The sequence below is a fragment of the Hyphomonas atlantica corrig. genome, from assembly GCF_000682715.1.
Classification (GTDB): Bacteria; Pseudomonadota; Alphaproteobacteria; order Caulobacterales; family Hyphomonadaceae; genus Hyphomonas; species Hyphomonas atlantica.
Genome location: NZ_AWFH01000001.1, coordinates 214,176 through 226,958, shown reverse-complemented (window position 1 = coordinate 226,958; position 12,783 = coordinate 214,176). Strand labels below are relative to the sequence as shown.

The window sequence follows — 12,783 nt, the reverse complement described above, 5'->3', positions numbered from 1 at the left end:
AGTGCTGCTGGATCAGGCGGCTTGCGACCGTTTGGCCTTGCGGGCCTCCAGCTTGTTCACAGCATGGAGATATGCCTTGGCACTTGCGACCAGCGTATCCGGATCGGATGAGCGTCCCGTGGACATGATGCCATCGCTGTTGAGCCGGACAGACACAGTGGCTTGCGCATCCGTGCCTCCGGTGACGGCGTGGACCTGGTACAGCTCCAGCTTGCCCTCATGTGGGACGATCTCGCGAATGGCGTTGAACACGGCGTCTACCGGCCCGTTTCCACGCGCGATCGCGAACTTGTCTTCACCTTCGACAACCAGATCGATTTCGGCAGTCTGAGGTCCATCCGTGCCAGCAACCACACGCAGGCGCTTGAATGCGATCCGCTCACCTTCAGTCGCCAATTGATCATCGACCAGCGCGATGATGTCATCATCGAAGACGTGTTTCTTGCGGTCGGCCAGCGCCTTGAAGCGCTTGAACGCATCGTTCAGGGCCTCACCTTCCATGCTGTAGCCAAGCGCTTCCAGCTTGTCGCGGAAGGCGTGACGTCCGGAGTGCTTGCCCATGACCAGGGATGTCTTGGCGACGCCAACATCTTCTGGCCGCATGATTTCATAGGTTTCGGCATTCTTCAGCATGCCATCCTGGTGGATGCCGCTTTCGTGTGCGAAGGCATTCTTGCCCACGATGGCCTTGTTGTACTGCACAGGGAAGCCGGTGATGCGGCTGACCATTGCCGAGGCGCGGGAAAGATAGGCCGGCTTGATGTCTGTCTCGAAGGGCAGCGTGTCGCTGCGCACCTTCATTGCCATCACGATTTCTTCCAGAGCGGCGTTGCCCGCGCGCTCACCCAGGCCATTGATGGCGCATTCCACCTGACGCGCGCCATTGGCGACGGCATTGATGGAGTTGGCGACTGCCAGACCCAAATCGTTGTGGCAATGCGCAGACCAGATCACCTTGTCGGAATTTGGCACCGTCTCGATCACCCGCCGGAACAGGGCGCCATATTCATCTGGATGCGAATAGCCGACCGTATCTGGCAGGTTGATCGTGGTTGCGCCGCTGGCGATGGCTGTGTCGATACATTTGCACAGGAAGTCGAATTCCGTACGTGTCGCGTCTTCGGCGGACCATTCGACGTCGTCGGTGTGATTGCGGGCCTGCGCAACTGAGCGGCCGACGGCTTCCAGAACAGCGTTCGGGCCCATCTTCAGCTTGTGCTTCATGTGGACCGGGCTGGTCGAAATGAAGGTATGAATGCGTGGGCGGGCCGACTTCTTCACCGCTTCGGCGCAGCGCTCGATGTCGTTCGGCGTCGAGCGGGCGAGGCCACAAATGATGGCCGACCTGGATTGCTCTGCAATGGCGCTGACCGCGGCGAAGTCGCCTTCGGACGCGGCGGGGAAACCGGCTTCGATGACATCGACGCCCATGGTTTCCATCAACTCGGCCAGTTCGAGCTTTTCATTATGGGTCATGGAGGCGCCAGGCGATTGTTCGCCGTCACGCAAGGTTGTGTCGAAGATACGGATGTGAGGATTGGATGAAGTGGACATTGTCTAGCTACCGGGTCTGGGAATGGAGTGTGAGGTTGATTGTACCCCCTGACCGCGTGCTTGCCCTGGCTGAACCCTAGGCAGACATCACCGGCCAGGGGCCGGTAAGCAGTAGCTGAAGAGGCAATTTATTCCACATATGGAGCTTCATCGGCCTATGGCGCGGCGCTGTCAACCTCGTTTTGCGGAATGAGGGCAACAGATTGCCCCGCCTTGCGCATGCGGGCGCGCGCATAGGCGGCGATGGCGATATAGACCGCAATGGCGGCGCCCGCAGCGGCGATGGCGACGAGCGGATTGCCTTTGAAGGCAGCAAATAGGCTCTGACCTGCAAATGCGATCAGGGCGATCTTCGGAATGATACCGACGCCCATGCCGGCCCAGTAGTGCAGGAACTTTGCATGGCTGACCCCGAATGCCATGTTCACGAGCAGGGCAGGGCCAGCCGGTACGTTCCGGACGATTGCGCTGGTCATCAAGGCATTGCGACCGACAAAGCCAGACAGCTTGTTGGCCGTCTCGCCAGCATAGCGACGGAAGGTTTTCTCGCCCGCTAGCCGTCCGGCATAAAACGTCGCGGCCCCTGCCACCATGTTTGCAATCCACCCCATGAAGGCACCGAGCCAAGGCCCGAACATGGCAATAGAGATCGCCAACAGGGCAAATTGCGGAATGCCGACAAAGGCGCCGACAACGAATAGCACGATCAATGCCGGAAGCGCCCACGGGCTGGCAGCGATGCTTTCCATCGTGGTCTGCAGCGCTTCAAGGTCGGTCAGGTTTGTGGTCTTTCCGATCAGGAACAGGACCAGAATTACCAACAGTGCAACCCCGCCGATGATGGCACCTCGGCGGGCATTGGCGTCGAGAACTTTTTTCGGAGCTGGCTGGGTGTCCATGAGCGTACTTTCAGACTTGCCGCGATTTACGGCATTCCGCCGGGTGCCGCAAAGTTAATTTATGCAGCAGTTGATCGATCCGTAGCACACCGATACGTAGTCTGCCGAACGATTGTAGATTCTGAAGGATTCCCCCGCATGACAGACCTTTCCCCTCGCCATGACTGGACCCGGGATGAAATCGCCGCATTGTATACGCAACCGCTTGATACGCTGATGGCGCAGGCCCTGTCCGTGAAGCAGGCGAACTGGCCGGATGGGAAAGTTCAGAAGTCCCAATTGCTATCCATCAAGACAGGCGGCTGCGCTGAGAATTGCGGATATTGCAGCCAGTCCGCCCATTTCGACACCGGGCTTGAAGCGTCAAAATTGATGCCACTGGACGAGGTTGTGTCGGCTGCGCGCCGGGCGAAAGAGAATGGTGCGGATCGGTTCTGCATGGGCGCGGCATGGCGCAGTCTGAAGGATCGCGATGTGCCAAAAGTCGCCGCCATGATCGAGGCTGTGAAGGCAGAAGGGCTGGAGACTTGCGTCACGCTGGGCATGCTGGATGATGGTCAGGCCGAGGCGCTGAAATCAGCTGGTCTGGATTACTACAATCACAATCTCGATACATCGCCCGAATACTACGGGAATGTCGTGTCAACGCGCACCTATGACGACCGTCTCGAAACGCTGGGCCGTGCGCGCGAAGCGGGCCTCAAGCTGTGTTGCGGCGGCATTCTGGGGATGGGTGAAAGCCGTGAAGACCGGATCGGCCTGATCCATGAATTGTCAAAACTGTCACCTCATCCCGAAAGCGTGCCGGTGAACATGCTGGTGCCCATCGAAGGAACGCCTCTTGGCGACAGCCCGGCGATTTCGGTTATCGAGATGGCGCGTGCAATCGCCGTTTGTCGCATTGTGTTCCCGAAGAGCTGGGTTCGCCTGTCCGCAGGCCGCGAGGGCATGACCGATGAAGGTCAGGCGCTCTGCCTGTTGGCGGGAGCGAATTCCATCTTTGTGGGCGACCGTTTGCTGACCACCGACAATCCGGAAATGGATGAGGACGCTGCCCTGATGGGCAAGATGGGGATGGAAGCCGCTCCGCGCGAGGACATGGAATCCCCTGCGAAGCGGACCACCCTGATCGGGGCGTGACCCGCTAGCGGGTCTGGCCACCGTCCACAGGAACGATCGCGCCTGTGATGAAGCTGGCGACGGGGCTGAGCAGGAAGGCAGCGGCGGATCCGATTTCTTCCGGTCTGCCGAATCGCTGGAGTGGCACTTCGCGCTTGATCCAGCGTTTCCAGGCGTCGCCGCGGTCGCCATTGATGCGCTCTTCCCATTCGCCATCCGGGAAGATGATGTTGCCGGGTGCAATGGCGTTGATACGCACATTGTTGCGACCGGACACCCGGGCGAGTTCCTTGGTCAGGTGATTCATCGCGGCTTTCGACGTGCCATAGGTAAGCGGCGTGCCGAGCCCGGTGAGGCCGGCGATGGAAGAGATCATCAGGATTGAGCCTTCGCCGCGAGGATCCATCCGTCGAAGGGCCGAGCGGGCGAGGAAGAATGCCGAATCCAGATTCTGGGAAATGCCTGCGTCCCAGGTTGAGTCATCAACCTCGAATCCCGGAGGGCAGGGGTGGAGGCCGACATTCGCGACGGCGCCCCATAGCTCGCCGAGTTCGTTCTCGATCGTGTCGATCATCGTCTCGACAGTGCGCGAATCTCTGAGGTCTCCCGCGCGGGCCCAGACATTGTCTTCGCCATACACCGCGGCAAGGCGCGCGCGTTCCTGTTCAAGTTTTTCCTCGCCGCGCGCTGCCAAGGCGACTTTCGCCCCTTCGGCCAGCAAAGCTTCTGCGATGCCCAGTCCGATGCCGCGGCTGGCGCCAGCAATGAAGACTGTCTTCCCGTTCAAGCCCAGATCCATGGTGTTTTCTCCCTGTTTTTGTTTGCTGCGCAGATTACGGGCTGGCGTCGCAATGAAAATCCCCGCCCTAGAGGAAGGCGGGGAGGGGTAGGCGCGCGGCTCTTGCTCAATTGGCCTGGCGGAAGCGGACATTTACGCTTTCGTCGAGGCGGGGAGTGCGTCCGGTCACGCGCTTCACAATTCGCTCCAGCGCAGGGAAGAAGCCGATCCGCTCCAGCACGGGATTGGTGTAATTGGTGATGACGCAATAATGCGTATCCTTGCCCAGGCGATGGTGCGCGGCGTGATGCTGGAAGGACTGGGCCAGGCCCGTTTTCTGAAGGGCTGTGATCAGCTTTCCGTTTTCTTTCGGACTGCGATGCGCCGCGCGGTGAAACTCGTTCGAGAACGCCCCGAACAGGACGGCTGAGCCGGTGAACAGGTTGAGCGTATCCGTTGCCCAGAAGGCGATCAGGAACAGGGCACCTATCACGAGCACTTCCCGGTTTCGCGACAGGAATGAGCCCTTCAAAAATGCACGCGGGCGGAAATGGTGCTCCTGGTTGGCGCGGATTGTGTGTCCGAGGACGGGCCAATTCGGGTTCCCATAGCGATCTTCGAACCAGTGAATAATCCCTGAGACAAAGTCGGCGAGCAGCAGCCCGCCAAAAATGGAAGCTACGGATTTGAAAGCTGTAACGACAATCGTGACCGGCATGGGCCATCTCCTTCTTGCTGTCGAACTAGGATAGCTGGACTAGCAAGTAAGCGTTTGCTAACTAAATGCGGCCAGAATGCGGCAAGTGAGGAAGTGAACACTTACTTCTTGCGTTTGTAAGTCCCGTTGAAGGCTCTCAGTCTCGCAAGGGTTTTCGCGTAATGACGAAAACGGCCCCGATTGCGATGAGGCCGAGTCCGAAACCCAGCATCCAGGGATTGCGATAGCCGAAGATGACAATGAGGCCGGCGGCAATGGACATGCCGATGAGGGCAGCAATCTTTGCTTCCCGCCCCATGGCTCCGGTCTCAATGAAGGCCTTGATGGTTGGTCCGACGCCGGGCTGTCGATAGATCCAATCGGCCCAAATGGGGTTGGACTTGGCGAAAGCGAGTGCGGCCACGATCCAGAAGATAGTGGTTGGCCATACCGGGATGGCCAGTCCAATCGCGCCGAGCACGAAGGCCAAACTTCCGATTGCGCGCCAAATCCACATACGGAACCAATTCCCCGCGCGTCACCGACTGGCAACCCCCAAATGCGGTGTCGGTCGCGGGATTGTGGTCGGAATTTGTAGAATTTTCTTTGATTTGACCCATTCGCGCCCTGTTCGCGCCGCGGCGAAGAGGTGTAAGAGTTGTAAGAAAGCTCAAAGGAGAGGGTTCCATGTCGTACTTCGTATCGGGCAAGCGGGGATTTGGTCGGACACTGGTTGCTGCCGTCTTGATCGCTGCGCTGGCGGCGTGCGGAGGGGACAAAGCTGACAAACCGTCTGACGTCGCCAGTGAGGAAGGGACGATTGTTACCCGGTCACCGGCAGACAATGTTGCGGCCCGCCAGCGCGAACGTCGTCGTCAGGCCGCGCAGGCAGAAGCCGAGCAGGATTTCTCCTATTTCCGGTACCGTATCGACACGTCGACCGAACAGCCTCTGGCCTGTTTTGTGTTTTCAGCGCCACTTGATCCGGAAGCGGACTATTCGCCCTATGTCGAGTTTCGACCAGCCTTCCGCCCGGCGCTGAGCGTCGAGGGACGCGAACTTTGCGTGGGTGGCCTGACATTTGGATCGGAACGGTCGGCCACTCTGCTGTCTGGGCTTCCTGCCGCAGATGGACGGACGTTGAAATCCGAAGAGACCGTGCCGATCGATTTTGCCGATCGACCACCCTATGTCGGCTTCAAGGGAGCAGGGGTGATCCTGCCGCGCGAAGATGCGGATGGCCTGCCGATCGAAACCGTGAATGTCGACGAAGTGGAAGTCACGGTCGCCCGCGTGAATGATCGCGCGCTGGCCTTCAAATCCATCTCTCAGGGGCGGACGAATGCTCAAGGCAGCTATGGATACACTTGGGGCGAAGACAATCCGGACGATGTTCAGGAAACACTGTTCACTGGACGCATGCCGATTGCGAACGAACAAAACGCACCGGTCATTTCGGTGTTTCCGTTGCAGGATGTCGTCGGCCCATTGGAGCCGGGCGCCTACTACGTGACCGTGAAGGACGCAGCCGATCTCAGCAGCGCTGAGCAGCCACCTGCCTCGTCGAGTCGCTGGATCATGATGACCGACCTTGCCATCACGGCGTATGAGGGCGGCAACGGGCTCGATATCACACTGCGATCCCTGCAGGATGGGCGACCTGTACCAGATACGACCGTGCAATTGGTCGCCCGCAACAATGATATTCTTGCCGAAGGACGCACAAACGAGGTTGGACGCATCGCCTTCGACGCGCCAATCACCAACGGGCAAGGCAATATGGAGCCGAAACTGATCCTGGCCTATAGCGCCAAGGGTGAGTTGGCCGTTCTGGATCTGACACGCGCTCCGGTCGATTTGTCAGAGTACGCCGTGGGCGGACGTCGTATGTCCGGTGACATCGACGCTTATATGTATACCGAACGCGGCATCTATCGTCCCGGCGAAACGGTTCGCCTGACAGCCTTGCTGCGTGATCATACGGGCAAGGCGATTGAAGACCGCAGCGGCAATCTGGTGATCTATCGTCCGAATGGGCTGGTTGCAGAAAAGATCCGCTTTGATGATCCAGAGGGATCGGCCGTTGTTGAAGGGTATGAACTGGCGAAGGGCGCATCGCGCGGCCAGTGGCGCGCAACAGTTGAAATGGATGGCGTTTCGGGCACATCTGGTTCGGTAAGTTTCTCGGTAGAGGATTTCGTGCCTCAGCGTATCGCAGTCGATCTGGATACGGACGAGGAGACACCGATTCTGCTGGGTGGAACGCGCGCAGTTGAGGTGGCTTCCCGCTTTCTCTACGGCGCACCCGGCGCGGGCCTTACCGTGAAGTCCGAAGCACGGATCGAAGCGCAGGCGAATCCATTCCCGGCTTTCAAGGGTTTCAAGTTCGGTCGTCATGACGAGAACTTCCGCGAACGCATTCTGGAAATGGATGATCGCACAACGGATGGGGCAGGGGTGACGACAGTCACGCTGGCACCTGGAAATGCCGGCAGCAATGCGGGCGTGCCACTGCGGATCAATACGGTTGTTAGCGTACTTGAGCCGGGCGGCCGGGCTGTGACGGAGAGCGTGCGTATTCCGTATCGTCCGGAACGGCTCTATGTCGGTCTCAAGCCCGGGTTTGAGTATTCGGTCGAGGAAGGCCAGGACGCGGCTTATGAAGTCGTGGCCATGAACGAGAAAGGCCAGGCGATTGCCCAGCGCCTAAACTGGAAATTGCTTGCCATCGACTACCATTATGACTGGTACCGCGATGGGGATCGCTGGCGCTGGCGTCGGTCCCGTACGGTGACCAAGGTCAATGAGGGAATTGTCACGACGCCAGAAGGCGGCAGCGCAGAGATTCGCGTTTCGGGTCTGGACTGGGGAAGCCACGAATTGGTGGTTGAGGGCACTGATGCAAATGCGTCTGCAGCCTCCAGTGATGATTTCTATGTGGGTTGGGGCGGCGGTGTCTCGGAAGATGGTGCGGAAGCGCCGGATCGTGTCCGAATCATCGGCCCTGAGAAGGCGCCGTCGGCAGGCCAGAGCGCTGACATCACCATTGTGCCGCCTTATGAAGGTCAGGCCCAAGTCGTGGTAGCGACAGACCGTATTCTGTCGGTTCAGAATTTTTCCGTCAGCGAGCAGGGAACGAATGTCACCTTGCCGGTTACGGATGAATGGGGCGAAGGCGCCTATGTCATGGTCTCGGTCTATACCGAGCGCGACCCGATCCTGCGGGCGAAGCCGCGCCGTGCTGTGGGTGTCACCCACATCCCCGTTGATATGGGAGAGCGTACATTTGAACTGACGCTGAATGCGCCAGAAATTGCCCGCCCGGTTGGCGAACAGGTTGTCGAGGTTGAGTTTGATGGTGGCCCGCGTGAGCCGGTCTTCCTGACGCTGGCGGCTGTGGATGAGGGCATCCTCAGCCTGACCAAATTCAAGAGCCCGGACCCTGTCAGCTACTATTACGGCAAGAAGGCGCTCGGTGTTGAGATGTATGACGACTATGGTCGCCTGCTTGATCCGAACATGGGGTTGCCAGCGGAAGTTCGCTCGGGCGGTGACCAGCTTGGCGGCGAAGGACTTTCGGTTGTCCCCGTGAAGTCGGTTGCTCTGTTCTCCGGCCTCGTGGATGTAGGCCGGTCCGGCAAGACGAAAGTCCGTCTGGAACTGCCAGAGTTCAACGGTGAACTTCGCCTCATGGCTGTGGCGTGGTCACGCTCTGGGCTTGGTTCGGCAGAGGCCAGCATGATCGTGCGCGAAAAAGCGCCGTCCGATCTGATCATGCCACGCTTCCTGGCACCGGGCGACGAGGCCCAGATCACGGCCAGTATCGACAATGTTGAAGTTGGCCCTGGCGCGTTTACCGCAGAGATCACTGCGGACGGCCCGGTTGATGTCGCCGACGGCAAGCTGACGCGGTCCCTGGCGACCGGTGTGCGCGCCGATGTGCCGGTGCGCGTCGATGCGACGTCGGAAGGGATTTCGACGGTACGTCTTGTTGTCAGTGGACCAAATGATTTCGAGACGGAGCGCTCCTACCAGATCCAGACGCGTTCGCCCTATCTGCCGGTCACGCGCATCAGCCGCGCGCTCATGGAGCCAGACGACACCTACACCGTGTCTGCCGATTTACTTGACGGATTGGTGCCGGGATCAGCGTCGGTGAGTGTTGGCTATTCGACGTTGCCTATGGATCCCGCGACGCTATACGCTTCGCTTGATCGCTACCCTTATGGCTGTACGGAACAGACGACGAGCCGGGCCTTGCCGTTGCTCTATTCGGAGCAGTTGATTGCAATGGGCGCACCTGAGCGCCGTGACGATCCGAAGACGCGTATCCAGACCGCAGTGAACACATTGTTGAACCGTCAGGGATCGGATGGAGCCTTCGGTCTGTGGCGGGAAGGGGACGGCTATGCGTCGCCTTGGCTTGGCGCATATGTGACCGATTTTGCCTATCGCGCAAAGCAGGCTGGATATGCAGTGCCGGATGAAGCGCTGGAGCGCGCCTATGGGGCACTTCGTGCGATATCGACCGGAGATTCCTGGCGCGTGTACGGCTACGACACGGATGTGTATGAGAGCCGCTATTCCAACGACACATCTGAAAAGATGATGCAACGCTCTGCCGCCTATGCGCTCTATGTGCTGGCCAAGGCGGGTAAGGCAGACATCTCTCGCCTGCGCTATCTGCATGATCGTGAGCTGACGGAAATCGACAGCCCGCTGGCGCGTGCACATATTGGCGCGGGACTGGCGATGCTGGGTGATCGGTCACGTGCAGCATCGGCCTTTGCGGCTGCGGAGGAGGCGCTCGGCTACGAGAATACGGGCGACTATTACCAGACGCCTCTGCGCGACGAGACCGCGATCCTCGCACTCGCCTCCGAAGCCAACATGCTGGATGTCGTTGAACGTCTTGCGGCGAAGTTGAGTGAAGATGCGCCTGACCCGAGTGGTCTGACCACGCAGGAGAAAGCCTTCGCGCTGCTTGCGGTGGACGCCCTGAACAAGGGTGGCGATGGCTTCCGCCTGAAAGTCGAGGGACTCGGCCGTGGCAATAACAATGACCGCCAGTATGCCCTGACCGAAGCACAGGCCGAGGAAGGCGTGACATTCACTCTTGAAGGCAAGGCGCCGATGTTCCGGACTGTAATGGTTTCTGGCTCGCCAGAAACTGCGCCGCCTGCCGCGACGTCGAAACTGAACGTCGACAAGAGCTTCTTCACGCTGACGGGTGGCCGCGTAAACCTGGCCCGCATCAGTCAGGGGGACCAGCTGGTCGTGCGTCTGACTGTGTCGCCGCAGGAACGCCGCCTCAATCCGGTGATCGTGGCAGACCTTCTTCCCGCTGGCTTTGAAATTGAGTCGGTGTTGCGACCCGCAGACGGGCGTCGCCAGTATGGCAGCTCAGGGGCGTTTGCATTCCTTGGTGAGATCGCCAACGCGCAGACTGCGGAGGCTCAGGATGACCGGTTCGTGGCGGCGGTAGATGCTTACGCCCAACCTGTAACGCTGGCCTATGTGGTGCGAGCCGTCACGCCGGGCGAATTCGCGATGCCGGGCGTGGTGGCCGAAGACATGTACCGTCCGGAAGTGTTCGCACGGTCGCGGCCGGGCCGGGTGACGATCAGTGCCCAACCGGGGACAATGGGGGGCGGCCAGTAAGCCATGCTGACGCCACGGCGGATCGTCATCGCGATCGCCGCATTGTTTGCGGCGGTCGTGCTTGCGGACCATGTTCTGCCGCCACCATTAGAACGCGCCGGAGAGATTTCGGCGCTTGTCACGGATCGCGAGGGAAAGCCGCTGCGGGCTTTCCCGACTGATGATGGCCGTTGGCGGTTTCGCGGCGACCTGGACAAAATTGATCCTGAATTCATAGAGGCGCTGATCCGTGTGGAGGACAAGCGCTTCTACAGTCATCGCGGAACCGACTGGGCCGGGCTCATGCGCGCTGTGGTCGATTCAGCGAGGGCGGGCCGTGTAGTGTCCGGTGGCTCCACGATCACCATGCAGACCGCTCGCATGCTGGAGCCGCGGGATCGCAATGTAGGCTCCAAAATAATTGAGATCGCCCGTGCCTGGCAGATCGAGCGCCGATTATCCAAGGATGAAATTCTTGAACTCTACCTGACGCTGACCCCCTATGGAGGAAATCTGGAAGGGGTTCGCGCGGCTAGCTGGAGCTATTTCGGCCATGAAGCAGATCGTCTGTCTGATGATGAAATTGCATTACTGATTGCATTGCCGCAATCCCCTGAAGTACGCCGACCTGACCGCCGCCCAGAGCAGGCCAGAAAAGCGCGCGACTGGGTTGCGACCAAGCTCAATCGGTACGGCGTTTTCAGTGATGCGGACGTGGAGGAGGTGATGCTGTCCTCTGTGCCCACACGCCGGAGGGACTTTCCGATGCGTGCCTGGCACGGCACGGAGAAGGCACTTTCGAGTGGCCCGCGCGAAGATGTGCAGTCCACACTGGATGCCGGGCTTCAGTCTGAACTTGAGGCGATCGCCCTGCGCAAGGCTGAAGCGGAAGGGACGGATGTACAGGTCTCCGCCATCGTGGTGCATATCCCCACGCGGGGCGTGCGGGCTCTGGTTGGGTCTGCGTCACGTGACAGGGCAGGGGGGTGGTTGGACCTGACAGCGCGGGCGCGATCTCCGGGATCGACACTGAAACCTTTTGTCTACGCCATGGCGTTTGATGACGGGCAGGCGGTGCCGGATACGCGAATTGCCGATTTGCCAAAGCGGTTTGCGTCCTATCAGCCAGAGAATTTTGATCGCTTGTTTCGCGGCGACGTTCGCGTGTCGGACGCGCTTCAGCATTCCCTGAATGTGCCTGCGGTTCTGATGCTGGACCGAGTGGGGCCAGAGCGCTTTGCGGCGCAACTCGCGCTGGCAGGTGCGCGCCCCCGGATCAGTGGCAGTGCCAGTCATGAAGCCGGGCTTGCCTTGGCGCTTGGTGGTGCTGGCCTGACGGCGCGGGAGCTTGCCGTGCTCTATTCGGCGCTTGGGGACGAAGGTGTGGCCAAGCCGCTGGTCTGGCGCGCCGACGGGGAAACGGCAAGTTTTGAGCGAACGGGGCGTAGGCTGGTCAGCGCGGAGAGTGCTTCAGACATCATCCGTATCTTGCAAAATGGTCCCATGCCTGAAGGGCGTATGCCGGGGCGCTTGACGGAAGGGGCACCGCAAGTCGCTTTCAAGACAGGTACGTCCTATGGGTTCCGTGACAGCTGGGCCGCGGGTGTGTCCGGTGAGCATGCCATCGTGGTGTGGGTAGGCAGGGCGGACGGAGCGCCACGGCCCGGAAAGACCGGACGGACCACTGCTTTGCCTATTCTGTTTGAAATCGCAGATCGTACTGCACACCATTTGCGGGACGAGGGCGAGGCCCGCACGCGATTGACCACTCAGAGCAAAATTGAAACGCGTGGTGCGTTGCATGACTTTTCGCCTGCGGCGCCGCCTGAAATTCTGTTTCCGCCAGCCAATGCGGAATTATGGGCCGGCAGTGTGGATGGCAGTTCGGCCCGGCCTTTCGTCCTTGCGGGGCGAGGTGAGGGAAAGCTCAGCTGGTACATCGATGGCAGTCCGGCCGAGACCGACGATGCCGGTGCGCCCATCTGGAGGCCATCGCAGGCAGGGTTCTATACGGTCACAGCGGTAGATGGCAGCGGCCGGTCCAGCCTGGTTCGTGTCCGCGTTTTAACGGGGCCGTCGTGATGACACAACTGCGC

At 59.9% G+C, this 12,783-nt stretch carries 8 protein-coding genes; 3 read left to right on the top strand and 5 right to left on the bottom strand.

The features are described 5' to 3' along the window. Nucleotides 1-12: 12 nt before the first annotated feature. Together HY36_RS01130 and HY36_RS01125 are read right to left on the bottom strand one after the other, a co-directional pair. Entirely contained in the window at nt 13-1,554 is a 1,542-nt protein-coding gene (locus HY36_RS01130; RefSeq protein ID WP_035547164.1) for a 2-isopropylmalate synthase, read from the bottom strand. A 155-nt stretch (nt 1,555-1,709) separates the two neighbouring features. Beyond that, nucleotides 1,710-2,453 carry a TVP38/TMEM64 family protein gene (locus HY36_RS01125; protein WP_051602372.1) on the bottom strand — a complete coding sequence of 248 codons (744 nt, stop codon included), beginning with the start codon at nt 2,451-2,453 and terminating at the stop codon, nt 1,710-1,712. A gap of 138 nt (nt 2,454-2,591) precedes the next feature. Between HY36_RS01125 and bioB the strand changes: the two genes are divergently transcribed. Next, nucleotides 2,592-3,593, top strand: coding sequence for a biotin synthase BioB (bioB, locus tag HY36_RS01120; RefSeq protein ID WP_035547163.1), 1,002 nt, complete (start codon nt 2,592-2,594; stop codon nt 3,591-3,593). Nucleotides 3,594-3,597: 4 nt separating this feature from the next. On the opposite strand, the gene HY36_RS01115 is transcribed toward bioB, so the two are convergent. The 3 genes from HY36_RS01115 to HY36_RS01105 form a co-directional block, all read right to left on the bottom strand. Then, nucleotides 3,598-4,371 (bottom strand): SDR family NAD(P)-dependent oxidoreductase, encoded by a 774-nt coding sequence (locus HY36_RS01115; protein WP_035547161.1) that lies wholly within the window; start codon nt 4,369-4,371, stop codon nt 3,598-3,600. Between the two features lie 106 nt (nt 4,372-4,477). Beyond that, entirely contained in the window at nt 4,478-5,068 is a 591-nt protein-coding gene (locus HY36_RS01110; protein ID WP_035547158.1) for a fatty acid desaturase CarF family protein, read from the bottom strand. 136 nt (nt 5,069-5,204) lie between these two features. After that, nucleotides 5,205-5,564: a YbaN family protein gene (locus HY36_RS01105; RefSeq protein WP_035547154.1), complete on the bottom strand. Its 360-nt coding sequence runs from the start codon at nt 5,562-5,564 to the stop codon at nt 5,205-5,207. A 170-nt stretch (nt 5,565-5,734) separates the two neighbouring features. Here HY36_RS01105 and HY36_RS01100 point away from each other — a divergent pair, with 170 nt between their 5' ends. Both HY36_RS01100 and pbpC read left to right on the top strand, forming a co-directional pair. After that, nucleotides 5,735-10,708, top strand: coding sequence for an alpha-2-macroglobulin family protein (locus HY36_RS01100; RefSeq protein ID WP_035547150.1), 4,974 nt, complete (start codon nt 5,735-5,737; stop codon nt 10,706-10,708). A 3-nt stretch (nt 10,709-10,711) separates the two neighbouring features. Next, nucleotides 10,712-12,769 (top strand): penicillin-binding protein 1C, encoded by a 2,058-nt coding sequence (gene pbpC, locus HY36_RS01095; protein ID WP_035547147.1) that lies wholly within the window; start codon nt 10,712-10,714, stop codon nt 12,767-12,769. Nucleotides 12,770-12,783: the final 14 nt, after the last annotated feature.

What these genes read in the sequence shown, in the direction of transcription:
- bioB (WP_035547163.1), top strand. Translation starts at nt 2,592, where the DNA reads ATGACAGACCTTTCCCCTCGCCATGACTGGACCCGGGATGAAATCGCC.
- HY36_RS01100 (WP_035547150.1), top strand. Translation starts at nt 5,735, where the DNA reads ATGTCGTACTTCGTATCGGGCAAGCGGGGATTTGGTCGGACACTGGTT.
- HY36_RS01125 (WP_051602372.1), bottom strand. Translation starts at nt 2,453, where the DNA reads ATGGACACCCAGCCAGCTCCGAAAAAAGTTCTCGACGCCAATGCCCGC.
- HY36_RS01105 (WP_035547154.1), bottom strand. Translation starts at nt 5,564, where the DNA reads ATGTGGATTTGGCGCGCAATCGGAAGTTTGGCCTTCGTGCTCGGCGCG.
- HY36_RS01130 (WP_035547164.1), bottom strand. Translation starts at nt 1,554, where the DNA reads ATGTCCACTTCATCCAATCCTCACATCCGTATCTTCGACACAACCTTG.
- HY36_RS01115 (WP_035547161.1), bottom strand. Translation starts at nt 4,371, where the DNA reads ATGGATCTGGGCTTGAACGGGAAGACAGTCTTCATTGCTGGCGCCAGC.
- pbpC (WP_035547147.1), top strand. Translation starts at nt 10,712, where the DNA reads ATGCTGACGCCACGGCGGATCGTCATCGCGATCGCCGCATTGTTTGCG.
- HY36_RS01110 (WP_035547158.1), bottom strand. Translation starts at nt 5,068, where the DNA reads ATGCCGGTCACGATTGTCGTTACAGCTTTCAAATCCGTAGCTTCCATT.